Source organism: Rhizobium sp. BK512 (genome assembly GCF_014194915.1).
Classification (GTDB): domain Bacteria; phylum Pseudomonadota; class Alphaproteobacteria; order Rhizobiales; family Rhizobiaceae; genus Rhizobium.
In genome coordinates, this window is the sequence record NZ_JACIAS010000008.1 from 281,565 (window position 1) to 303,619 (window position 22,055).

The 22,055-nt window shown below is 60.5% G+C and carries 22 protein-coding genes and 2 tRNA genes; 23 read left to right on the plus strand and 1 reads right to left on the minus strand.

Annotated elements, in window-relative coordinates; all coding sequences use genetic code 11:
- Positions 1-15: 15 nt before the first annotated feature.
- A complete protein-coding gene (locus FHX06_RS27150) occupies positions 16-1,002 on the minus strand; it encodes an aldo/keto reductase (RefSeq protein WP_113212497.1) in 987 nt (328 codons plus the stop codon).
- Between the two features lie 149 nt (positions 1,003-1,151).
- Here FHX06_RS27150 and FHX06_RS27155 point away from each other — a divergent pair, with 149 nt between their 5' ends.
- The 23 genes from FHX06_RS27155 to FHX06_RS27265 all read left to right on the plus strand — a co-directional run bounded on the left by FHX06_RS27155 (position 1,152) and on the right by FHX06_RS27265 (position 21,827).
- On the plus strand, positions 1,152-1,553 hold the full coding sequence (locus FHX06_RS27155; RefSeq protein WP_113212498.1) for a cupin domain-containing protein: 402 nt from the start codon (positions 1,152-1,154) through the stop codon (positions 1,551-1,553).
- 358 nt (positions 1,554-1,911) lie between these two features.
- Positions 1,912-1,988, plus strand: a tRNA-Asp gene (locus FHX06_RS27160).
- A 72-nt stretch (positions 1,989-2,060) separates the two neighbouring features.
- A tRNA-Asp gene (locus FHX06_RS27165) sits at positions 2,061-2,137 on the plus strand.
- A gap of 248 nt (positions 2,138-2,385) precedes the next feature.
- Positions 2,386-2,751: an NADH-quinone oxidoreductase subunit A gene (locus FHX06_RS27170; protein ID WP_097611397.1), complete on the plus strand. Its 366-nt coding sequence runs from the start codon at positions 2,386-2,388 to the stop codon at positions 2,749-2,751.
- Positions 2,742-3,326, plus strand: coding sequence for a NuoB/complex I 20 kDa subunit family protein (locus tag FHX06_RS27175; RefSeq protein ID WP_112544560.1), 585 nt, complete (start codon positions 2,742-2,744; stop codon positions 3,324-3,326). The genes FHX06_RS27170 and FHX06_RS27175 overlap by 10 nt, the downstream gene beginning before the upstream one ends.
- An 18-nt stretch (positions 3,327-3,344) precedes the next feature.
- Positions 3,345-3,947, plus strand: a complete 603-nt coding sequence (locus tag FHX06_RS27180; RefSeq protein ID WP_112544558.1) for an NADH-quinone oxidoreductase subunit C — start codon at positions 3,345-3,347, stop codon at positions 3,945-3,947.
- A gap of 66 nt (positions 3,948-4,013) precedes the next feature.
- Complete coding sequence (locus FHX06_RS27185) at positions 4,014-5,204, plus strand: NADH-quinone oxidoreductase subunit D (protein ID WP_112544556.1); 1,191 nt, start codon at positions 4,014-4,016, stop codon at positions 5,202-5,204.
- Complete coding sequence (locus FHX06_RS27190; protein ID WP_112544554.1) at positions 5,204-5,476, plus strand: hypothetical protein; 273 nt, start codon at positions 5,204-5,206, stop codon at positions 5,474-5,476. Before FHX06_RS27185 ends, FHX06_RS27190 begins: the two co-directional genes overlap by 1 nt.
- A gap of 16 nt (positions 5,477-5,492) precedes the next feature.
- On the plus strand, positions 5,493-6,638 hold the full coding sequence (locus tag FHX06_RS27195) for an NADH-quinone oxidoreductase subunit E (protein WP_113014049.1): 1,146 nt from the start codon (positions 5,493-5,495) through the stop codon (positions 6,636-6,638).
- A 12-nt stretch (positions 6,639-6,650) separates the two neighbouring features.
- The gene (nuoF, locus tag FHX06_RS27200) at positions 6,651-7,955 is read left to right on the plus strand and encodes an NADH-quinone oxidoreductase subunit NuoF (protein WP_112544552.1); all 1,305 of its coding nucleotides are present in this window, start codon (positions 6,651-6,653) and stop codon (positions 7,953-7,955) included.
- 4 nt (positions 7,956-7,959) lie between these two features.
- Positions 7,960-8,616, plus strand: coding sequence for a 5' DNA nuclease (locus tag FHX06_RS27205; protein ID WP_113014051.1), 657 nt, complete (start codon positions 7,960-7,962; stop codon positions 8,614-8,616).
- 225 nt (positions 8,617-8,841) lie between these two features.
- Positions 8,842-10,923: an NADH-quinone oxidoreductase subunit NuoG gene (gene nuoG, locus FHX06_RS27210; protein ID WP_113212500.1), complete on the plus strand. Its 2,082-nt coding sequence runs from the start codon at positions 8,842-8,844 to the stop codon at positions 10,921-10,923.
- A gap of 12 nt (positions 10,924-10,935) precedes the next feature.
- Complete coding sequence (nuoH, locus tag FHX06_RS27215; RefSeq protein ID WP_112544549.1) at positions 10,936-11,982, plus strand: NADH-quinone oxidoreductase subunit NuoH; 1,047 nt, start codon at positions 10,936-10,938, stop codon at positions 11,980-11,982.
- 36 nt (positions 11,983-12,018) lie between these two features.
- Complete coding sequence (gene nuoI, locus FHX06_RS27220) at positions 12,019-12,510, plus strand: NADH-quinone oxidoreductase subunit NuoI (RefSeq protein WP_037096244.1); 492 nt, start codon at positions 12,019-12,021, stop codon at positions 12,508-12,510.
- 143 nt (positions 12,511-12,653) lie between these two features.
- Positions 12,654-13,271: an NADH-quinone oxidoreductase subunit J gene (locus tag FHX06_RS27225; protein ID WP_112544548.1), complete on the plus strand. Its 618-nt coding sequence runs from the start codon at positions 12,654-12,656 to the stop codon at positions 13,269-13,271.
- 25 nt (positions 13,272-13,296) lie between these two features.
- Positions 13,297-13,605 (plus strand): NADH-quinone oxidoreductase subunit NuoK, encoded by a 309-nt coding sequence (nuoK, locus tag FHX06_RS27230; RefSeq protein WP_112544547.1) that lies wholly within the window; start codon positions 13,297-13,299, stop codon positions 13,603-13,605.
- 7 nt (positions 13,606-13,612) lie between these two features.
- Entirely contained in the window at positions 13,613-15,610 is a 1,998-nt protein-coding gene (gene nuoL / locus FHX06_RS27235) for an NADH-quinone oxidoreductase subunit L (RefSeq protein ID WP_112544546.1), read from the plus strand.
- A complete protein-coding gene (locus FHX06_RS27240; RefSeq protein WP_112544545.1) occupies positions 15,610-17,121 on the plus strand; it encodes an NADH-quinone oxidoreductase subunit M in 1,512 nt (503 codons plus the stop codon). The genes nuoL and FHX06_RS27240 overlap by 1 nt, the downstream gene beginning before the upstream one ends.
- A gap of 14 nt (positions 17,122-17,135) precedes the next feature.
- Positions 17,136-18,581 carry an NADH-quinone oxidoreductase subunit NuoN gene (gene nuoN / locus FHX06_RS27245; RefSeq protein WP_183881446.1) on the plus strand — a complete coding sequence of 482 codons (1,446 nt, stop codon included), beginning with the start codon at positions 17,136-17,138 and terminating at the stop codon, positions 18,579-18,581.
- Positions 18,581-19,345 carry a biotin--[acetyl-CoA-carboxylase] ligase gene (locus FHX06_RS27250; RefSeq protein WP_183881448.1) on the plus strand — a complete coding sequence of 255 codons (765 nt, stop codon included), beginning with the start codon at positions 18,581-18,583 and terminating at the stop codon, positions 19,343-19,345. The genes nuoN and FHX06_RS27250 overlap by 1 nt, the downstream gene beginning before the upstream one ends.
- Before the next feature lie 17 nt (positions 19,346-19,362).
- Positions 19,363-21,033, plus strand: coding sequence for a ribonuclease J (locus tag FHX06_RS27255; RefSeq protein ID WP_113212502.1), 1,671 nt, complete (start codon positions 19,363-19,365; stop codon positions 21,031-21,033).
- 3 nt (positions 21,034-21,036) lie between these two features.
- Positions 21,037-21,441 (plus strand): methylmalonyl-CoA epimerase, encoded by a 405-nt coding sequence (gene mce, locus FHX06_RS27260; RefSeq protein ID WP_183881450.1) that lies wholly within the window; start codon positions 21,037-21,039, stop codon positions 21,439-21,441.
- A 110-nt stretch (positions 21,442-21,551) separates the two neighbouring features.
- Positions 21,552-21,827 (plus strand): DUF1467 family protein, encoded by a 276-nt coding sequence (locus FHX06_RS27265; protein ID WP_112544541.1) that lies wholly within the window; start codon positions 21,552-21,554, stop codon positions 21,825-21,827.
- The last annotated feature ends 228 nt before the right edge of the window (positions 21,828-22,055 follow it).

Below are 22,055 nucleotides of genomic sequence, written 5' to 3' on the forward strand. Positions count from 1 at the left end.
GATGGTCTGAAGGGCCTACCAGCGCTGATGCACGTGCGGAGCGATCAGCCGCCCGTAAATCTCCCGGGTCGCCGTCATGACATCAGCCGACAGCGGCGCCAGATCGGCGGCGGCAGCGTTCGCGCTGGCCTGCTCGGCATTACGCGCGCCGGGAATGACGACGGTGACAGCCTCTGCCATCAGGATCCAGCGCAGCGCAAAGGCTGCCATGCCGGCGCCTGCTGGAACGAGCTTGCGCACTTCCTCGCCCGCCTGCAGGCCGACCTCGAAGGGCACGCCCGCAAAGGTTTCGCCGACATCGAAGGCCTCGCCGTTGCGGTTGAAGTTGCGGTGATCGTCGCTGGCGAACTTGGTGTCGCGGGTGATCTTGCCGGAGAGCAGGCCGCTTGCGAGCGGCACACGGGCGATGATCGCCACGTTCTTGCGGCGGGCCTCACCGAAGAACAGATGGTCGGGACGCTGGCGGAAGATATTGTAGATGATCTGGATGCTGACGACGCCAGGGTATTCGATCGCCTTCAAGGCTTCCTCGACCTTTTCGACACTGACGCCATAGCCCTTGATCTTGCCTGCCTTTTGCAGGTCGTCGAGGGCCGCGAAAACCTCGGAGCGATAGAGCACTTCCGTCGGAGGGCAGTGGAGCTGCACGAGGTCGAGGCTGTCCACCAGCAGATTCTTCAGGCTGCGGTCGATGAAGCCTTCGAGATTGGCCTTGTTGTAGCCCTCAGCGACATGCGGGTTGAGACGGCGGCCGGCCTTGGTCGCGACCATCGGGCGCTCGCCGCCACGCGCCTTCAGCACGTCGGCGATGATCTTCTCGGAGCGGCCATCACCGTAGACGTCAGCGGTATCGATGAAGGTCATGCCGGCATCGAGTGCGGCATTCAGCGCAGCGCGGCCGTCCGCTTCGCTGACATCGCCCCAGGAACCGCCGATCTGCCAGGCGCCGAAGCCGACATCGGTAACGGTGAAGGGCAGGCGGCCGAAAGCATGATGTTTCATGAAAAATCCTCCGTTCGTGATGAAAGGCCCTCGCAGTAGCAGCTGCCGGATAGAGCGGCAATCGCCGATACCGCTTGGATCACCTGCTGCGATGAAATACCCTTGCCCAAGACGGCTTCAACTGCGCACGACGGAAGAACGGAAAGAACATGGATATCAAGACCGCGGGCGCACGCCCCTCCACCAAAGGCCGGGCCGACTATTTTACCGGTTCCGTACGGCTGGATCCGCTTGTTGATGCGCCGGATCCCGCCCGCGTGCAGGCCACGCACGTGACCTTCGAACCCGGCGCGCGCACGACCTGGCACACGCATCCCTTGGGGCAGACGCTGATCGTTACGTCAGGCAGGGGGCTTGCGCAGACTTGGGGTGGAGACATCAGGGAAATCCGTGCCGGCGATGTGGTCTGGTTCGCGCCGGGCGAGAAGCACTGGCATGGGGCGAGTGAGGAGACTGGCATGAGCCATATTGCCATCCAGGAAGCGTTGAACGGCAGCGTGGCAGACTGGCTGGAGCAGGTCAGTGACGAGCAGTATGCTGGCAAGGCCTGAGGGCAGCGGTGGCCGTGCAGCATGATTCGGAGATTGGGCGGGTGCCGTCGCGTGTGACCGGTAACAGCTCACGACACGCCTATGCTTCTCAGCCTGTGGAAAAGTTCCTCGACAGGCGTAAGTGGTCGCGAAGGCGATGCAATGGCCTGCAGGCGGGGCAGGGAGCGCCCGCGTCACGAACGCGAATTTGCCGGTTCTGCGGGAGATTGGCGAAGCGGTTCCGAAACAATTTCAGCACTGTCATGGTTTTGTCTCCAAACCTGCTTGACACTAAAAGGCGAACCCCTTAGTTAGCCGCTCATCCCAACGGCCAGCCCGTTCGGAGAGGGTGCTCAGGCACCGGATTGCTTGAAAGAATGCGGGTGTAGCTCAGTCGGTTAGAGTGCCGGCCTGTCACGCCGGAGGTCGCGGGTTCGAGCCCCGTCACTCGCGCCATTTCAAGCAGGCGTCAAATTGACGCTGTCTGTCCGGTTTCGTGATATCCTCACGGTCCGAAAGGTCCAATGCGCGGGTGTAGCTCAGTCGGTTAGAGTGCCGGCCTGTCACGCCGGAGGTCGCGGGTTCGAGCCCCGTCACTCGCGCCATTTATCTTCAAAAAGCCATGCAGTTTCCGAGGGTCAGCCATGCGGCCTTCCGCGACATTTGCGGATTTGTCGCGACATCGTTGCATCTGCTTGATAATGTCCGTCTCACGCTGTTCGAATAGCTTCTGTAAAAGTCTTGCGCCGGGGCTCCGGCTGCGCTAACCACGGCTTGTTGCAACGCACGTTCGCTTGCCGGGCATTTGCCCAGTTGCGCCGCCCGGCGCCGCCCGCAAGCAGGGATGAACATGATGACTGAACTGCTCAGTTCCTATATTCCGATCGCTATTTTCATCGGTATCGCGCTCGTTATCGGCCTGGCGCTGCTCATTGCGCCGTTTGCCGTTGCATTCAAGGCGCCCGATTCGGAAAAGCTTTCGGCCTACGAATGCGGCTTCAACGCATTCGATGACGCTCGCATGAAGTTCGACATCCGCTTCTACCTCGTGTCGATTCTCTTCATCATCTTCGATCTTGAAGTCGCCTTCCTCTTCCCGTGGGCCGTTTCCTTCGGTGCCATCGGCTGGTTCGGCTTCTGGTCCATGATGGTCTTCCTCTTCGTGCTGACCATTGGCTTTATCTATGAATGGAAGAAGGGAGCCCTGGAATGGGAGTAGCCCCCGCTGGCAATCAGACGCTCGTAGCGCCGCAGCCGAAGGGGATCATCGATCCCTCGACCGGCAAGCCGATCGGCAGCAACGACGCGTTTTTTGGCGAGATCAACAATGAGCTCGCCGACAAGGGTTTCCTCGTCACGTCGACCGACGAGCTGATCAACTGGGCTCGTACCGGCTCGCTGATGTGGATGACCTTCGGTCTCGCCTGCTGCGCGGTCGAGATGATGCAGCTCTCCATGCCGCGTTACGACGTCGAGCGCTTCGGCTTTGCACCGCGTGCTTCGCCGCGCCAGTCGGACGTCATGATCGTTGCCGGCACGCTGACCAACAAGATGGCGCCTGCTCTTCGCAAGGTCTATGACCAGATGCCTGAGCCGCGTTACGTCATCTCGATGGGCTCCTGCGCCAACGGCGGCGGCTACTATCACTATTCCTATTCGGTTGTTCGTGGTTGCGACCGCGTCGTGCCGATCGACATCTATGTGCCGGGCTGTCCCCCCACAGCCGAAGCGCTGCTTTACGGCGTGCTTCTGCTGCAGAAGAAGATCCGCCGCACCGGCACGATCGAACGCTAAGGGCAAGGACAGGACATTATGAGCGAAGCCCTCACTGAGCTTTCGTCGTACCTTTCGGAAGCGCGCGGCAACCTGATTGCCGCCTCTCAGCTCAAGTATGGTGAGCTGACGCTGACGACGACCGGCGACAATCTGATTCCGCTGCTGACTTTCCTGCGCGACGATGCCAAGTGCGGCTTCGTCAACCTGACGGACATCTGCGGTGTGGACTGGCCGCAGCGCGAACTGCGCTTCGATGTCGTCTATCATATTCTGTCGCCCAAGAAGAACTTGCGCATCCGCGTGAAGGTGGCAACAGACGAAGATACGCCGGTTCCGTCCGCCTGCGCCGTCTATCCGGGCGCCGACTGGTTCGAGCGCGAGACCTGGGACATGTACGGCGTGCTCTTCACCGGCCATCCGGACCTGCGCCGTATCCTGACCGATTACGGTTTCGAAGGCCATCCGCTGCGCAAGGACTTCCCGACGACAGGTTTCGTCGAAGTTCGCTACGACGATGCGGCAAAGCGCGTCGTTTACGAGCCGGTGGAACTGAAGCAGGAGTTCCGAAACTTTGACTTTCTGTCGCCCTGGGAAGGCACCGAATACGTGCTGCCCGGCGATGAAAAAGCGAAGCAATAATTCAAGGCGGCTGGTGGGCCTGTTCCCGCCATTCACCAACTACCTGAGAACGCGAGCCTGATCGCCATGACAGAACATAATGTCCGCAACTTCAACATCAATTTCGGACCGCAGCATCCGGCGGCGCACGGCGTGCTTCGTCTTGTCCTGGAGCTTGACGGCGAAATTGTGGAGCGCGTCGACCCGCATATCGGTCTTCTCCATCGCGGCACCGAAAAGCTGATCGAAACCAAGACCTACCTGCAGGCTGTTCCCTACTTCGATCGCCTCGATTACGTCGCGCCGATGAACCAGGAACACGCCTATGCTCTGGCGGTCGAAAGGCTGCTCGGCATCGAGATCCCGATTCGCGGCCAGCTCATCCGCGTCCTCTACTCGGAAATCGGCCGTATCCTGTCGCATCTCCTGAACGTCACGACTCAGGCCATGGACGTTGGTGCGCTGACGCCGCCGCTCTGGGGTTTCGAAGAGCGCGAAAAGCTGATGGTGTTCTATGAGCGCGCCAGCGGCTCCCGCATGCATGCCGCTTATTTCCGTCCGGGCGGTGTTCACCAGGACCTGCCGGAACAGCTCGTGCAGGATATCGGCAAGTGGTGCGACGAGTTCCCGGGCAAGCTCGACGATATCGACGATCTTCTCACCGGCAACCGCATCTTCAAGCAGCGTAACGTCGATATCGGCGTCGTCTCGCTGGAAGATTGCTGGGCCTGGGGCTTCTCGGGCGTCATGGTACGCGGTTCGGGCGCTGCCTGGGATCTGCGTCGTGCGCAGCCCTACGAATGCTATTCGGATCTCGAATTCGATATCCCGGTCGGCAAGAACGGCGACAACTACGATCGTTACCTGATCCGCATGATCGAGATGCGCGAATCGGTGAAGATCATGAAGCAGTGCGTCAATCGCCTGCTCGGTGATGCCAAGGCGGGACCCTTCTCCTCGATCGACGGCAAGGTCGTTCCGCCGAAGCGCGGCGAGATGAAGCGTTCGATGGAAGCGCTCATCCACCACTTCAAGCTCTATACCGAAGGCTATCACGTGCCGGCCGGCGAGGTTTACGCTGCCGTCGAAGCGCCGAAGGGCGAATTCGGCGTCTATCTCGTCTCCGACGGCACCAACAAGCCCTATCGCTGCAAGATCCGCGCCCCGGGTTATGCGCATCTGCAGGCGATGGACTTCATGTGCCGTGGCCACCAGCTTGCCGACGTAGCGGCTGTTCTCGGCTCGCTCGACATCGTGTTCGGTGAGGTAGACCGCTAATGCAGGCTCTGCCGCTCGCAGCAGCATTTCTTCTTTCGGCCTCCGCTGCCTTTGCGCAGGATGCCGGAAAGCTCGGCACACCGCTGGGCCACGAGGAGGCGCAGTCGCCGGCAGAGCAGTCGTCCATGGGCGAGCTTTTGTCCAAGGGCTATCAAATCAAGGCCGCCGTGCCGAACGGCGGCAAGTTCGTGGTATTTATGCAAAAAGACCAGTCGGCCTACGCCTGTGAAATGCAGTCTTTGACTGCTTCGCGGTGTGGAACGCTAAACTGACAAGGCGTGAGGAAGAATGTCCGTTCGTCGATTAGCCGAAGATCAATTCCAGCCGTCCGCATTCGCTTTCAGCGATGACAATGCGGTCTGGGCGGAAAAGACGATTCAGAAATATCCCGCAGGCCGTCAGCAGTCCGCGGTCATTCCACTGTTGATGCGGGCGCAGGAACAGGATGGTTGGGTCACCCGCCCGGCGATCGAAAAGATCGCCGACATGCTGGACATGGCCTATATCCGTGTTCTCGAAGTCGCGACCTTCTACACCCAGTTCCAGCTTCATCCGGTCGGCACGCGCGCTCACGTGCAGGTCTGCGGCACGACGCCCTGCATGCTGCGCGGCTCGGAAAAGCTGATGGGCGTCTGCCGCAGCAAGATCCACCAGCACCCGTTCGAGCGCAATGCTGAAGGCACGCTCTCGTGGGAAGAGGTCGAATGTCTCGGGGCCTGCGTCAACGCACCGATGGTGATGATCGGCAAGGATACCTATGAGGACCTGACGCCCGAGCGCCTCGAAGAGATCATTGATACGTTCGCGGCCGGCAATGGCGCGAGCGTCAAGGTTGGCCCGCAGATCGACCGTCACCTGTCCTCGCCCGAAGGTGGCCCGACGACCCTGCTGAGTGATGGTACCGTCACCCGCACCTGGGTTGACAAGGCCGCAACGACCGCACCGGCAGATGGCGCCACCGTTCCGCCCTCCGAGGCTGCGCGTCCGAAGAGCACCGATGCCGAGACCAATGCGGCGCTGAAGACGCCGGCAACGGCACCGAAGGCATCCGCCAAGAATGCCAAGGCTGCCGAAGTTCAGCCGCTTTCCGGCACAGCCGCTTCCGAGCCGGCGCCGAAACCTGCTGCTGAAGCTGTTGTAAAGCCTTCGCTGACCGACAAGAATCGTCCGGCCGGCATCGAAAAGCCGGCAGCGCCGGACGATCTCAAGATGATCTCGGGCGTCGGTCCGAAGATCGAGGCAACGTTGCATGAAATCGGCATCTTCACCTTCGCGCAGATCGCGGGTTGGAAGAAAGCCGAACGTGAATGGGTCGATGGTTTCCTGAATTTCCGCGGCCGCATCGAGCGTGACGACTGGGTCAAGCAGGCCAAGGCGCTCGCCAAGGGCGGTGAAGCGGAATATATCAAGGTCTTCGGCAAGAAGCCGCGGTAAGAGGTGTGAGACATGTTAGAAGATAAAGACCGCATCTTTACCAACATCTACGGCCTCAAGGACAAATCCCTGAAAGGCGCGATGAGCCGCGGCCATTGGGATGGCACCAAGCAGATCCTGGAAAAGGGCCGCGACTGGATCATCGAAGAGATGAAGGCTTCCGGCCTTCGCGGCCGTGGTGGCGCAGGCTTCCCGACCGGCCTCAAGTGGTCCTTCATGCCGAAGCAGAGCGACGGCCGTCCGCACTACCTCGTCGTCAATGCCGACGAATCGGAGCCCGGCACCTGCAAGGACCGCGATATCATGCGCAACGATCCGCATACGCTGATCGAAGGCTGTGTGGTCGCGAGCTTCGCCATGGGCGCCAATGCCGCCTATATCTATGTTCGCGGCGAATATATCCGCGAGCGCGAAGCCCTGCAGGCGGCAATCGACGAATGCTACGATGCCGGCCTTCTCGGCAAGAACAACAAGCTCGGCTGGGACATGGACATCTATGTCCATCATGGCGCTGGTGCTTACATCTGCGGTGAAGAAACCGCGCTGCTCGAAAGCCTTGAAGGCAAGAAGGGCCAGCCGCGCCTCAAGCCACCATTCCCGGCAAACATGGGTCTCTACGGCTGCCCGACGACGGTCAACAATGTCGAATCGATCGCAGTCGCTCCCACCATCCTGCGTCGTGGTGCCGGCTGGTTCTCGGCGATCGGCCGTCCCAACAATGTCGGCACCAAGCTCTTCATGCTCTCCGGTCACGTCAACAAGCCGTGCACCGTTGAAGAGAGCATGGGCATCACCTTCCGCGAACTCGTCGACAAGCATGCCGGCGGCATCCGCGGCGGCTGGGACAACCTGCTTGCCGTCATCCCGGGCGGCGCATCGTGCCCGATCGTTCCGGCCAAGGACATTATCGACTGCCCGATGGACTTCGACGGCCTGCGCGCTGTCGGTTCCTCCTTCGGTACGGCCGCCTCGATCGTCATGGACAAGTCCACCGACGTCATCAAGGCGATCGCTCGTATCTCGGCCTTCTTCAAGCATGAGAGCTGCGGCCAGTGCACGCCGTGCCGCGAAGGCACCGGCTGGATGTGGCGCGTGATGGAGCGCATGGCGCGTGGCAACGCCCAGAAGCGCGAGATCGACATGCTGTTCCAGGTCACCAAGCAGATCGAAGGCCACACCATCTGCGCGCTCGGCGACGCCGCCGCATGGCCGGTACAGGGTCTGATCCGTAACTTCCGTCCGGAAATCGAAGCCCGCATCGACCAGTATACGGCCAATGCTCTCGATCACGGTGCGGTTCTGGAGGCGGCTGAGTAAGCGCATGACATCAGAGGCATCCGACGGCAAGATGAATGAAGGGGCAGCCGATTTTGCGGCTGACTTCGGCCGTCTTGCTGCCGGCATGCTGGAAAATGCGCGTGCTTTCCCCGTTCATCCGTTGATGGCGCATCCGGCTGCCGCATTTGCCGCTGCCACGGCGATCGGCTTCGGCATTTCCACCCAGATGGCCGGCGTTTTCTTCGGTGCGCTGAAGGGCGCGCTTGAGACGGCGAACCTCGCGGCCGCAGCGCTCGATGAAACGCCGCCGGACGAAGAAACACCCGAGATGGATATCCGTCCGGAAAATATTCGCCCGGCAGAAACGGCTGCACCGGTTCGTAAGGCTGCAAAGCCGAAGCTGACGGTGGTTTCCAGCAAGGCCCCGGCAACGGAAGCGGCGAAGCCGACGGTTGCCAAGGCGAAGCCCGCCGCAAGGTCCAGGAAGGCTGACGATCTGAAACTGATCGCCGGGATCGGCCCGAAACTGGAGCAGGTGCTGAACAAGAGAGGCATCCGCACCTTTGCCGATGTCGCGGCATGGAACGATCAGGACGTTGCGAGCCTGGACGCCGAACTCGGCGTCGACGGCCGTATCCTGCGTGACGACTGGGTCGGCCAGGCCAAGGTGCTGGCGACACGGGGCCGCAGGAAGAAGTAGGTTTCCGGCCCCGGGCAATGGCCGGCGGAATGGCATATCGATCGGCGGGGCAGGGGCCTCGGGTCGCAATGCCGATGGCGGGTTTCGGGTCTCGGAGCCGGCGAAAAGAGAATTTGGGCAATACCAGCGCCAGGACGGACGAAATGTCTGCCTTGGCAATATGGATGTTGCAAAAATAGGTTTGTTTGCCGGTATCCGGCGAATGGGAAACAGGACTGAGTGACGATGGCAAAACTGAAGATTGACGGCAACGAGATCGAAGTTCCGGATCATTACACGCTGATTCAGGCGTGCGAAGAAGCCGGCGCTGAAGTTCCGCGCTTCTGCTTCCATGAGCGTCTGTCGGTTGCCGGCAATTGCCGCATGTGCCTCGTCGAGGTCAAGGGCGGTCCGCCGAAGCCGCAGGCTTCCTGCGCCATGGGCGTGCGCGATATCCGCGGCGGCCCGAACGGCGAACTGCCTGAAGTCTTCACCAACACGCCGATGGTCAAGAAGGCTCGTGAAGGCGTTATGGAATTCCTGCTGATCAATCATCCGCTGGATTGCCCGATCTGCGACCAGGGCGGCGAATGCGACCTGCAGGACCAGGCCATGGCCTTCGGTATCGACACGTCGCGCTATCAGGAAGACAAGCGCGCCGTCGAAGACAAGTACATTGGCCCGCTCGTCAAGACGGTCATGAACCGCTGCATTCACTGCACGCGTTGCGTCCGCTTCACGACCGAAGTGGCCGGCATTTCCGAGCTTGGCCTGATCGGCCGTGGCGAGGACGCCGAGATCACCACCTATCTCGAGCAGGCCATGACCTCCGAGCTGCAGGGCAACGTCGTTGATCTTTGCCCGGTCGGCGCTCTGACCTCCAAGCCCTTCGCCTTCACGGCCCGTCCGTGGGAACTGAACAAGACCGAATCGATCGACGTCATGGACGCCGTCGGCTCGGCGATCCGCGTTGATACCCGCGGCCGCGAAGTCATGCGCATCCTGCCGCGAATCAATGAGGCGGTGAATGAAGAGTGGATCTCCGACAAGACCCGTCATGTCTGGGACGGCCTGAAGACGCAGCGCCTCGACCGGCCCTACGTCCGCAAGGACGGTCGCCTACAGCCGGCGAGCTGGGGCGAAGCCTTCGGCGCCATCAAGTCGGCCGTTTCGGCAACCTCCGGCGACAAGATCGGCGCGATTGCCGGAGATCTCGCCTCGGTCGAAGAAATGTATGCGCTCTCCGAACTCGTAAAGTCGCTGGGTTCCGAGAACCTCGACTGTCGCCAGGATGGGGCGGCACTTGATCCGTCGCTCGGCCGCGCAAGCTACCTTTTCAACCCGACCATCGCGGGCATCGAACAGGCTGACGCGCTGCTTATCATCGGCGCCAATCCGCGCTTCGAAGCGGCTATCCTCAACGCCCGCATCCGCAAGCGTTACCGTCGCGGCGGTTTCCCGATCGGCGTGATCGGTGAGGGCGGCGAGATGCGTTACAACTATGATTATCTCGGCGCTGGCCCCGATACGCTGAAGGACATTCTCGACGGCGGCCACGCCTTCGCCGAAGTCCTCTCCAAGGCTTCCAAGCCGATGATCATCATCGGCCAGGGTGCGCTGACCCGCACGGATGGTGCTGGCGTTCTCGCAACCGCCGCCAAGCTCGCTGTCAATGTCGGCGCAATCGCCGAAGGCTGGAACGGCTTTGCCGTGCTCCATACCGCAGCATCGCGCGTCGGCGGCCTCGATCTCGGCTTCGTGCCGGGTGCCAAGGGCGTCAATGCCGCCGAGATGCTGAAGACCATGGACGTGCTCTTCCTGCTCGGCGCCGACGAATTTGATGTCTCGGCGAAGGCTGCGAAGTTCACCGTCTATATCGGCTCGCATGGCGACAACGGTGCGCATGGCGCCGACGTCATCCTGCCGGCCGCCGCCTACACAGAAAAGTCCGGCACCTGGGTCAACACCGAAGGCCGCGTCCAGATGGGCAACCGCGCCGGTTTCGCACCGGGCGACGCCCGCGAAGACTGGGCGATCATCCGAGCCCTTTCTGACGTGCTCGGCAAGAAGCTTCCGTTTGATTCTCTCGGCGAATTGCGCAGCAAGCTCTATGCGGCATTCCCGCATTTTGCGGCCATCGACGAGATCGCCGAAGGCGATAGCGCCCAAATTGCCGCACTGGCGAAAAAAGCCGGTAAGATGAACAAATCCGGGTTTGCGTCGCCGGTCAAAGACTTCTATTTGACGAACCCGATAGCGCGCGCCTCGGCTGTCATGGCCGAGTGCTCGGCGTTGGCCCGCAACAATTTCAAAGTCGCGGCAGAGTAAGGGCAGGAACTCATGGATTCTTTCTTCTCGACCTATGTCTGGCCGGCGATCATCATGATCGGTCAGTCACTGCTGCTGCTCGTCTGCCTGCTGGTCTTCATCGCTTACGTCCTTCTTGCCGATCGCAAGATCTGGGCCGCCGTCCAGCTGCGCCGCGGCCCGAACGTCGTCGGTCCTTTCGGTCTGTTCCAGTCCTTCGCCGACCTCTTGAAGTTCGTCTTCAAGGAACCGGTCATTCCGGCCGGCGCCAACAAGGCGGTCTTCCTTCTTGCCCCGCTCGTCACCGTGCTTCTGGCGCTGTCGACTTGGGCGGTCGTGCCGCTCGCAGATGGCTGGGTCATTGCCAACATCAATGTCGGCATCCTCTATATCTTTGCGATCTCTTCGCTCGAAGTGTACGGCATCATCATGGGTGGCTGGGCTTCGAACTCGAAGTACCCGTTCCTCGGTGCGCTGCGCTCCGCAGCGCAGATGGTGTCCTACGAAGTCTCGATCGGCTTCGTCATCGTCACCGTCCTTCTCTGCGTCGGTTCGCTGAACCTGACGGACATCGTCAATGCCCAGCGCACCGGTCTCGGCACCATGATCGGCCTGCCGAACTCGTTCCTCGACTGGCACTGGCTGGCGCTGTTCCCGATGTTCGTCGTCTTCTTCATCTCCGCACTTGCCGAGACGAACCGCCCGCCCTTCGATCTTCCGGAAGCAGAATCCGAACTCGTCGCCGGCTTCATGGTCGAATACGGCTCGGCTCCGTACATGATGTTCATGCTCGGCGAATATGCGGCCGTCGTCCTGATGTGCTCGCTGACGACCATCCTCTTCCTTGGGGGCTGGCTGCCGCCGGTCGATTTCTGGCTCATCAACTGGGTGCCCGGCATCATCTGGTTCATGCTGAAGGCGTGCCTGGTGTTCTTCATGTTCGCCATGGTCAAGGCTTTCGTGCCCCGTTACCGCTACGACCAGCTCATGCGTCTCGGCTGGAAAGTCTTCCTTCCGCTGTCGCTCGCCATGGTCATCATCGTTGCATTCGTGCTGAAACTGACGGGATGGGCAGGCTGATGTCCAACCTCGTTTCCGGCAAAATTGGAGAATAAGATGGGAAGCCTGTCCGCCTCCATCAACTCGCTCTTCCTGAAGGAATTCGTCGGCGCATTCTTCCTGTCGATGCGCTACTTCTTCAAGCAGAAGGCGACGATCAACTATCCCTTCGAAAAGGGTCCGGTCAGCCCGCGCTTCCGCGGCGAGCATGCTCTGCGCCGTTACCCGAACGGTGAAGAGCGCTGCATCGCCTGCAAGCTGTGCGAAGCGATCTGTCCCGCTCAGGCGATCACCATCGAAGCCGGCCCGCGCCGCAATGACGGCACACGCCGTACGGTGCGCTACGACATCGACATGGTGAAGTGCATCTATTGCGGCTTCTGCCAGGAGGCTTGCCCCGTCGATGCGATCGTCGAAGGCCCGAATTTCGAATTCGCCACCGAGACCCGCGAAGAGCTCTACTTCGACAAGCAGAGGCTTCTCGAAAACGGCGACCGGTGGGAGCGTGAAATCGCCCGCAACATGGCGATCGACGCGCCCTATCGTTGATTGAAATTTGAAATGCCGCGGGAAGGGTGCTCAACGCCTGCCGCGGTCAACATGCACCGGGGCTTTGCCGGCGAATGCTGTGCGAAGTCCTATCGGGCAGGGAAACTCCCGGCTGCCCGGGGGAAGATGAAAAAGGCACCAACATGGGTCTGCAGGCTCTATTTTTCTATCTTTTCGCCTTTGTCGCGATAGCGTCGGCGTTCATGGTCATCTGGGCGAAGAACCCGGTTCACTCGGTTCTGTTCCTGATCCTGGTGTTCTTCAATGCAGCCGGTCTCTTCCTGCTGCTGGGTGCAGAATTCCTGGCGATGATCCTGCTCGTCGTCTATGTGGGCGCGGTCGCGGTTCTCTTCCTCTTCGTGGTGATGATGCTTGACATCGACTTCACCGAGCTTCGCGCCGGTGTTCTCGAATATGCGCCGATCGGCGCGCTGATCGGTCTCATCCTCGCAGCCGAACTCATCGTCGTCGTCGGCGGCAGCGCGATCTCGCCTGAGATTGCCAAGACCGTCGCCATGCCGATCCCGGCGCTGACCGAACGCACCAATACGGCGGCACTCGGCGACGTGCTCTACACGAACTACGTCTACTTCTTCGAGATCGCCGGTCTGGTCCTGCTGGTCGCCATGATCGGCGCGATCGTGCTGACGCTGAAGCATCGCACCAATATCAAGCGGCAGAATATCGCCCGCCAGGTTGCCCGCACGCCTGCCACCGCCGTCGAGGTGATCAAGGTCAAGCCGGGCCAGGGCGTAAGCTGAGCCGAGAGGTCAAGGAACAAAGAACATGGTCATCGGACTTTCCCATTATCTCACGGTCAGCGCCATCCTCTTCACGATCGGCATCTTCGGCATCTTCCTTAACCGGAAGAACATCATCGTCATCCTGATGTCGGTCGAATTGATCCTGCTGGCGGTCAACATCAACATGGTCGCCTTCTCGTCGTTCCTCAACGACATCGTCGGCCAGGTGTTCGCACTGTTCATTCTGACCGTTGCTGCTGCTGAAGCGGCGATCGGTCTTGCAATTCTCGTTGTCTTCTACCGCAACCGCGGTTCGATCGCGGTCGAAGACGTCAATATGATGAAGGGCTGAGCGGCTCATGTTCCTCTATAAGGCTATCGTCTTCCTTCCCCTGATCGGCGCGATCATCGCTGGCCTCTTCGGCCGTGCGATCGGTGCCAAGGCGTCGGAATATGTCACCAGCGGCCTGATGATCATCGCCGCCATCCTGTCCTGGGTCGTCTTCTTCACGGTTGCGCTCGGCCATCCCGAGGGCGTGATCAAGGTCGAGGTTCTGCGCTGGATCCAGTCTGGTGGCATCGACGTCTCATGGTCGCTGCGCGTCGATACGCTGACCTCGGTCATGCTGATCGTCGTCAATACTGTTTCGACACTCGTGCACATCTACTCGATCGGTTACATGCATACCGATCCGCACCGTCCGCGTTTCTTCGCCTATCTCTCGCTCTTCACCTTCGCCATGCTCATGCTGGTGACGTCCGACAACCTCGCCCAGATGTTCTTCGGCTGGGAAGGCGTTGGTCTGGCCTCGTATCTGCTGATCGGCTTCTGGTATAAGAAGCCTTCGGCATCGGCTGCTGCAATGAAGGCCTTCATCGTCAACCGCGTCGGCGACTTCGGTTTCGTGCTCGGTATTGCCACCGTCTTTGTGCTGTTCGGCTCGATCAACCTCGACACGATCTTCGCCAATGCTTCCACCTTCGCTCCGGCTGAAGGCGGCGGTGAAGCCGGCGAGGTGATCCTGAACCTCTTCGGCATGCATCTCGACAAGGCTCATGCGCTGACCGGCGCCTGCCTGCTGCTCTTCATGGGCGCGATGGGTAAGTCGGCGCAGTTCCTGCTGCACACCTGGCTGCCGGACGCCATGGAAGGCCCGACGCCGGTTTCCGCACTCATCCATGCCGCAACCATGGTGACCGCCGGCGTCTTCCTCGTCGCCCGCATGTCGCCGATCTTCGAACTCTCGCATGATGCGCTCGTCGTCGTGACGATCATCGGCGCGATCACCGCATTCTTCGCGGCGACCGTCGGCCTCGTGCAGAACGACATCAAGCGCGTCATCGCTTACTCGACCTGCTCGCAGCTCGGTTACATGTTCGTCGCTCTCGGCGTCGGTGCCTATGGCGCGGCAATCTTCCACCTCTTCACGCATGCCTTCTTCAAGGCTCTGCTCTTCCTCTGCGCCGGTTCGGTCATCCACGCCGTCGACGGTGAGCAGGACATGCGCTACATGGGTGGCCTGCGTCCGCACATCAAGGTGACGTTCTGGATGATGATGATCGGCACGCTGGCGATTACCGGTGTCGGCATTCCCTTCACCCCGATCGGCTTTGCCGGCTTCTTCTCGAAGGACGTCATTATCGAGGCCGCCTACGCGTCGCACTCGCCGGTCGCTGGCTTTGCCTTCACACTGCTGGTCATCGCTGCTCTCTTCACGAGCTTCTATTCCTGGCGTCTGATCTTCATGACCTTCTTCGGCAAGCCGCGTGCTTCCCACGAAGTCATGCATCACGTTCACGAATCGCCGCAGGTCATGCTGGTGCCGCTCTACATCCTCGCCATCGGCGCGGTTGTTGCCGGCTTCCTCTTCGAAGGCCGCTTCTACGGTGAGGAATATGCCGAGTTCTGGAAGGGTGCGCTTTTCACAGGCGCCGAGAACGAACTGGTGGAAGAGTTCCATCACGTCCCGGCCTGGGTCGGTCTCAGCCCCTTCATTGCCATGCTGCTCGGCTTCGTGATCGCCTGGTACATGTACATCAGGTCGCCCTCGACGCCGCGCAAGCTCGCCGAGCAGCATCGTGTGCTTTACCAGTTCCTGCTCAACAAATGGTACTTCGACGAGCTCTACGACTTCCTCTTCGTCCGCACTGCCAAGGCGCTTGGCAACTTCCTGTGGAAGAAGGGTGACGTCGGTGTCATCGATACCTACGGTCCGAACGGCGTCGCTGCTCGCGTGGTCAACGTCACTGATCGCGTCGTGCGCCTGCAGACCGGTTACCTCTATCACTATGCCTTCGCGATGCTGATCGGCATTGCGGCGCTCGTTACCTGGATGATGCTCGGGAGTTCCTTCTGATGACCGATTGGCCTATTCTTTCAACGGTCACCTTCCTGCCGCTCGTCGGCGTGGTGCTCCTGTTGCTGATGAACGGCGAAACCGAGAACGGTCGCAAGAACGTGCTGTGGATCTCCTTGATCACCACGGTCTTCACCTTCATCGTCTCGCTCTTCATCTGGATCGGCTTCGATAACGCCAATCCGGGCTTCCAGATGATCGAGCAGCATAGCTGGCTCGGCACCGGCATCGGCTACCATGTCGGCGTCGACGGCATCTCCATGCTGTTCATCATCCTCTCGACCTTCCTGATGCCCTTCTGCGTGCTCGCAAGCTGGCTCTCGATCGAGAAGCGATTGAAGGAATACATGATCGCCTTCCTCATCCTCGAAGTGATGATGGTCGGTGTCTTCGTCTCGCTTGATATCGTTCTCTTCTACGTCTTCTTCGAAGGCGGCCTCATCCCGATGTTCCTGATCATCGGCGTCTGGGGTGGTGCGAACCGCGTCTACGCGAGCTACAAGTTCTTCCTCTACACGCTGCTCGGCTCGGTGCTGATGCTGCTCGCCATCATGGCCATGTACTGGCAGGCCGGCACGACCGATATCGCCCAGCTTCTGGACTACAAGTTCCCGCCGGCGATGCAGACCTGGCTGTGGCTTGCCTTCTTCGCCTCCTTCGCGGTGAAGATGCCGATGTGGCCGGTCCACACCTGGCTCCCCGACGCACACGTCCAGGCGCCGACGGCCGGCTCCGTCATCCTGGCAGGCGTGCTCCTGAAGCTCGGTGGCTACGGCCTGATCCGCTTCTCGATTGGCATGTTCCCGGTCGCATCAGATCATTTCGCGCCGCTGGTCTTCGCGCTCTCCGTCATCGCCATCATCTACACTTCGCTGGTCGCGATGATGCAGGACGACATCAAGAAGCTGATCGCCTATTCCTCGGTTGCTCACATGGGCTACGTGACGATGGGCATCTTCGCTGCCAACGCGCAGGGCCTGCAGGGTTCGATCTTCCAGATGCTGTCGCACGGCATCGTCTCTGGTGCACTCTTCCTCTGCGTCGGCGTCGTCTATGACCGCACCCACACCCGTGAGATCGCGGCCTACGGCGGCCTGGTCAACAACATGCCGAAATATGCCGTCGCCCTCATGGTCTTCACCATGGCAAACGTCGGCCTTCCGGGCACGTCGGGCTTCATCGGCGAATTCCTGACGCTGATCGGCGTCTTCCGCGCCAATACCTGGGTTGCGCTCTTTGCCGCCACCGGCGTCATCCTTTCGGCCGCCTATGCGCTCTGGCTCTATCGCCGGGTGATCTTTGGCGCGCTGGAGAAGGAAAAGCTGAAGGCTCTGCTCGACCTTTCACCGCGTGAACAGATCATCCTTTACCCGATGATTGCGCTCACCATCTTCTTCGGTGTCTATCCGGCTCCGGTCTTCGATGCGACCGCAGCTTCCGTAGACCATCTGATCAACAGCTATTCGGCCGCAGTGCAGGCAGCGCAGAATGTTGCGCTGTCCATGAAATGACGGGACTTTAGGACATGACTGCTGAAACAATCTCCCTGAGCCTGTACCTGTCCGCGCCGGAAATCATCCTCGCGATCGGTGCTCTCGTCCTGCTCATGATCGGCGTCTTTGCGGGTGAGCGGTCCGGTCGGCTTGTCAGCACGCTGGCAATGATCGTGATTGCCATCTCTGGCCTTTGGCTGATCTTCATCCCTGGTGACGGCCTTGCCTATGGCGGGGTCTATGTCGCCGACGGCTTCGCCCGCTTTATGAAGGTTCTGGCACTGATCGGCTCCCTCGTGGCGCTGTTCATGTCGATGGGTCATGCGCGGGAAAATCAGCTCGACAAGTTCGAGTTCCCGGTTCTCCTGGTGCTCTGCACGCTCGGCATCATGCTGATGATCTCGGCCAACGATCTGATCGCGCTTTATCTCGGCCTCGAACTGCAGTCGCTCGCGATCTACGTCATCGCCGCGATCAACCGCGACAGCCTGAAGTCGACTGAAGCCGGTTTGAAGTACTTCGTTCTGGGTGCGCTCTCCTCGGGCATGCTGCTCTACGGCATGTCGCTGGTTTATGGCTTCACCGGCCATACGCATTTTGCTGACGTCGCCCAGGCGCTGACGGTGGAAGGCGCGCGGTCGCTCGGCCTCGTCTTCGGCCTCGTCTTCATCCTCGCCGGCATCGCCTTCAAGATCTCGGCCGTTCCCTTCCATATGTGGACGCCGGACGTTTATGAAGGCGCGCCGACCCCGGTCACCGCCTTCCTGGCGAGTGCACCGAAGGTCGCTGCGATGGCGATGATGACCCGCATTGTCATCACCGCCTTCCAGCCGGTGCTGACCGACTGGCAGCAGGTCGTCGTCTTCATATCGATTGCCTCCATGCTGCTCGGTTCCTTCGCTGCCATCGGCCAGAAGAACATCAAGCGACTGATGGCCTATTCCTCGATCGGTCACATGGGGTACGCGCTGGTCGGCCTTGCAGCCGGAAACCAGACGGGCGTCACCGGCGTCATGCTCTATATGGCGATCTACATGGTCATGACCCTCGGCTCCTTCGCGATCATCATGTCGATGCGCCGCAAGGATGGCACCGTCGTCGAGAACGTCAGCGATCTCGCCGGCTTGTCCGCAACGAACCCCTTCATGGCGGTGGTGCTGACCGCGCTGATGTTCTCGCTTGCCGGTATCCCGCCGCTTGCCGGCTTCTTCGCGAAGTACTTCGTCTTCGTTGCCGCCATCGAGGCCAAGCTCTATGCGCTCGCCGTCATCGGTGTTCTTGCGTCTGTCGTCGGCGCTTACTACTACCTGCGCGTCATTAAGCTGATGTGGTTCGATGAGGCGACCGGTGAATTCGCTCGCGTCTCCGGATCGCTGCGTCTCGTCTTCGGTCTTTCCGGCCTCTTCGTTGCAGCCTATGTTCTCATCGGTGGTCCGATCGGCGGCGCGGCCGAGCTTGCTGCGGCGACGCTCTTTTGATGGCTTCCGACAAGCGGCGCCGGATATCGCTCGGCGATATCAGGCACGAGGCCTTGTCGGATACTGCGTCGACCAACACGGAATGCCTTGCCCGGGCTCGGGCAGGGGACAGCGGTCTGCTCTGGGTGACCGCTGAACGACAGACCGGCGGCCGGGGCCGCCGGGGCCGTCCCTGGGTTTCAGAGCGCGGCAATCTCTATGCCTCGCTTCTCCTTATCGATCCGGCGCCGATGGAGCGCCTTGCCTCCCTGCCGCTGGCAGTCGCGGTTGCCGTGCATCAGGCGATCCGCAGCGTCTTGCCGCCAGGTGCGGAGCCGCTGGAGGTGAAGTGGCCGAATGATATCCTGATCGGACGCAAGAAGACCTGCGGCATCCTCGTGGAAGGCGAACGGCTGGCGGACGGCCGCCATGCTGTCGTGATCGGCATCGGCATCAATGTATCGGTCATGCCCGACAATCCCATCTATCCCGTCACCTGCCTGCGCGATCAGGGAAGTGCTGCTTCGCCCGAGGAGCTCTTCGCCCATCTGTTTGCATCCATGGCCGAGACGCTGGATATCTGGGATGGAGGGCAAGGCATTGCCGAGGTCACGGCCCGATGGCGCGCTGTCGCCTGCGGTATTGGCGAAAAGATAACCGTTAATCTGCCGGACAGGTCGATTTCCGGATATTTCGCCGGAATAGATGATAATGGCCTGTTGATGCTCGATACCGGCACGGGCAGGATGATGCCGATTGCGGCCGGCGATGTATTCTTTGGATAGTGGAAAAAACAAACATTATGGCGAAACAGGACGAACTGGTATTTCTGCCCCTGGGCGGCGTTGGAGAGATTGGCATGAATCTCGCGCTGTACGGCTACGGCCCGGCGGATCATCGCCAGTGGATCATGGTGGATTGCGGCGTCACCTTTCCGGGCCCGGATCTGCCGGGTGTCGATCTCGTCCTGCCGGATATCCGCTTCCTCGCCAATGAGCGAAAGAACCTCAAGGCGATCATCATCACCCACGCCCATGAGGATCACTACGGAGCGCTCGCCGATCTCTGGCCGGGCCTCAATGTTCCGGTCTATGCCTCGCCCTTCACTGCGGGCCTGCTGGAAGCCAAGCGCAATTTCGAGAAGGACGCGATCGGCGAGGTGCCGGTGACCATTTTCAAGGCCGGCGATAAGATCAATGCCGGCCCCTTCAGCATCGAGGGCGTGGCTGTCAATCATTCGATCCCCGAGCCGATGTCGCTGATGATCCGCACGCCGCTCGGCAATGTCATCCACACGGGCGACTGGAAGATCGACCACGAACCTTCGCTCGGGCCGCTGACCGACGAGACGCGCTTCCGCCAATTGGGTGATGAAGGCGTGCTGGCGCTGCTCTGCGACTCCACCAATGCACTGCGCGACGGCGTCTCGCCTTCGGAGAAGGATGTCTCCGAAAGCCTGCGCAAGATCATCGAGAATGCCGAGGGACGTGTGGCGATCACCACCTTCTCGTCGAATGTAGGCCGTATCCGCACCGTCGCCGAAGCCGCCGAAGCCGCTGGCCGTGAAGTGCTGCTGCTCGGAAGCTCGCTGAAGCGCGTGTGCGATGTTGCCCAGGATATCGGTCTGCTGGAAGGCGTAAAACCCTTCATCTCGGAGGAGGATTACGGCTTCATCCCGCGTGACAAGGTCGTGGTCATTCTCACCGGCAGCCAGGGCGAGCCCCGCGCTGCCCTCGCCAAACTTTCCCGCGATGAGATGCGCAATGTAGCCTTTGCCGCCGGCGACATCGTCGTCTTCTCTTCGCGCGCCATTCCCGGCAATGAGAAGGCGATCCAGGACATCAAGAATGGTCTCGTCGAGCAGGGGGTCCATATCATCACCGACACGGAGGCGCTGGTGCATGTCTCCGGCCATCCGCGCCGCAACGAGTTGCAGAAGATGTACGAGTGGACGCGGCCGAAGATCGTCGTGCCCGTGCATGGCGAGGCAACACATCTGACGGCGCACAAGGAACTGGCAGAACAGTCCGGCATTCCGACTGTGCCGCGCGTGCGCAACGGCGATGTGCTGCGGCTTGCGCCAGGACCGGTCGAGGTGATCGATGAAGCGCCGCATGGCCGCATCTACAAGGACGGGTCACTGATCGGTGACTTCGACGAAATGGGCATCGGCGAGCGCAAGAAGCTCGCCTATGTCGGCCATGTCGCCGTCAGCATCGTGCTCGACAATCGCTACGACATTATCGGCGAGCCCGATCTCGTGGCGATTGGCCTGCCTGCCTATGACGACGAGGGTGAGGATATGGAAGATACCCTGTTCGATGCGGCAATCAGCGCGATCGAGAGTATTCCGCGCGCCCGCCGCAAGGATATCGACATGGTGCAGGAGGCCGCGCGCCGCGCCGTGCGCGCCGCTGCCAACAATGCCTGGGGCAAGAAGCCTGTCGTCACCGTCTTCATCACCAGGGTCTGAGTGATGCTCGGCCGGGTGAACCATATCGCCATCGCCGTGCCCGACCTGGCTGCCGCCGCTGCAAGCTATCGCGACACGCTGGGTGCGGCGATCTCCGAGCCGCAATCCCTGCCGGAGCATGGCGTCACTGTGGTTTTCGTCGAACTGCCGAACACCAAGGTGGAACTGCTGGAACCGCTTGGTGAAGCCTCGCCGATCGCAGCCTTCCTGGAAAAGAACCCCTCCGGCGGCATGCACCATATTTGCTACGAGGTAGACGATATCCTTGCCGCCCGCGACCGGCTCAAAGCATCCGGCGCCAGGGTGCTTGGCAATGGTGAGCCGAAGATCGGCGCTCACGGCAAGCCGGTGCTTTTCCTCCATCCGAAGGACTTCTTCGGTACGTTAATCGAGCTGGAACAGGTCTGAAGCTCTGCGTCAGAGTGACCTAAGCAGTCTGCTCCCTTTGAACTGGCCGCCATTCCGGCTTATAAGCAGCCAAAACCTGCCGCCAAGGCACCATATCGACGGGAACCAAAATGTTTCAGGCCTTCCTCCAGGGGTTCGCAGTTTATTTCATCATCTGGTGGATCACGCTTTTCGCCGTGCTGCCGATCGGCCTGCGCACCCAGGCGGAAGACAATGATGTTGTGCTGGGCACCGTGCCAAGCGCACCGACCCGTTTCCGCCCGGCCTTCGTCTTTTCGCTGACGACGCTCGTTTCCGGCGCAATTTACGGCTTCTGGTATATCTGTTCGACCTATTTCGGCTTCGGCTTCGATGCGCTTCCACAAATAGGGCCTAGCTTCTATTAGGAATGGCTTTTGCTCAATCTTTGAGCAGATGTAAATGCAACCGCGAAAAATCTGTCATACGCACGTCATGCAAGTGAGGCAAAGAGCTTGCGTAACGGAAGGCGGGCTTACCTAACGAAAGTCAGGCCTGATTTTTGTGAGTTGTGGGAAGCCGAAAAAGCAAAAAAAAACAAGGCTAAAAGCCTTGTTTTAATTATCGCGTGATCCTTAACCGTTACCGGGGCAGCG

Coding starts and splice junctions, on each gene's coding strand:
- FHX06_RS27150 (WP_113212497.1), bottom strand. CDS start 1,002: ATGAAACATCATGCTTTCGGCCGCCTGCCCTTCACCGTTACCGATGTC.
- FHX06_RS27155 (WP_113212498.1), top strand. CDS start 1,152: ATGGATATCAAGACCGCGGGCGCACGCCCCTCCACCAAAGGCCGGGCC.
- FHX06_RS27170 (WP_097611397.1), top strand. CDS start 2,386: ATGACTGAACTGCTCAGTTCCTATATTCCGATCGCTATTTTCATCGGT.
- FHX06_RS27175 (WP_112544560.1), top strand. CDS start 2,742: ATGGGAGTAGCCCCCGCTGGCAATCAGACGCTCGTAGCGCCGCAGCCG.
- FHX06_RS27180 (WP_112544558.1), top strand. CDS start 3,345: ATGAGCGAAGCCCTCACTGAGCTTTCGTCGTACCTTTCGGAAGCGCGC.
- FHX06_RS27185 (WP_112544556.1), top strand. CDS start 4,014: ATGACAGAACATAATGTCCGCAACTTCAACATCAATTTCGGACCGCAG.
- FHX06_RS27190 (WP_112544554.1), top strand. CDS start 5,204: ATGCAGGCTCTGCCGCTCGCAGCAGCATTTCTTCTTTCGGCCTCCGCT.
- FHX06_RS27195 (WP_113014049.1), top strand. CDS start 5,493: ATGTCCGTTCGTCGATTAGCCGAAGATCAATTCCAGCCGTCCGCATTC.
- nuoF (WP_112544552.1), top strand. CDS start 6,651: ATGTTAGAAGATAAAGACCGCATCTTTACCAACATCTACGGCCTCAAG.
- FHX06_RS27205 (WP_113014051.1), top strand. CDS start 7,960: ATGACATCAGAGGCATCCGACGGCAAGATGAATGAAGGGGCAGCCGAT.
- nuoG (WP_113212500.1), top strand. CDS start 8,842: ATGGCAAAACTGAAGATTGACGGCAACGAGATCGAAGTTCCGGATCAT.
- nuoH (WP_112544549.1), top strand. CDS start 10,936: ATGGATTCTTTCTTCTCGACCTATGTCTGGCCGGCGATCATCATGATC.
- nuoI (WP_037096244.1), top strand. CDS start 12,019: ATGGGAAGCCTGTCCGCCTCCATCAACTCGCTCTTCCTGAAGGAATTC.
- FHX06_RS27225 (WP_112544548.1), top strand. CDS start 12,654: ATGGGTCTGCAGGCTCTATTTTTCTATCTTTTCGCCTTTGTCGCGATA.
- nuoK (WP_112544547.1), top strand. CDS start 13,297: ATGGTCATCGGACTTTCCCATTATCTCACGGTCAGCGCCATCCTCTTC.
- nuoL (WP_112544546.1), top strand. CDS start 13,613: ATGTTCCTCTATAAGGCTATCGTCTTCCTTCCCCTGATCGGCGCGATC.
- FHX06_RS27240 (WP_112544545.1), top strand. CDS start 15,610: ATGACCGATTGGCCTATTCTTTCAACGGTCACCTTCCTGCCGCTCGTC.
- nuoN (WP_183881446.1), top strand. CDS start 17,136: ATGACTGCTGAAACAATCTCCCTGAGCCTGTACCTGTCCGCGCCGGAA.
- FHX06_RS27250 (WP_183881448.1), top strand. CDS start 18,581: ATGGCTTCCGACAAGCGGCGCCGGATATCGCTCGGCGATATCAGGCAC.
- FHX06_RS27255 (WP_113212502.1), top strand. CDS start 19,363: ATGGCGAAACAGGACGAACTGGTATTTCTGCCCCTGGGCGGCGTTGGA.
- mce (WP_183881450.1), top strand. CDS start 21,037: ATGCTCGGCCGGGTGAACCATATCGCCATCGCCGTGCCCGACCTGGCT.
- FHX06_RS27265 (WP_112544541.1), top strand. CDS start 21,552: ATGTTTCAGGCCTTCCTCCAGGGGTTCGCAGTTTATTTCATCATCTGG.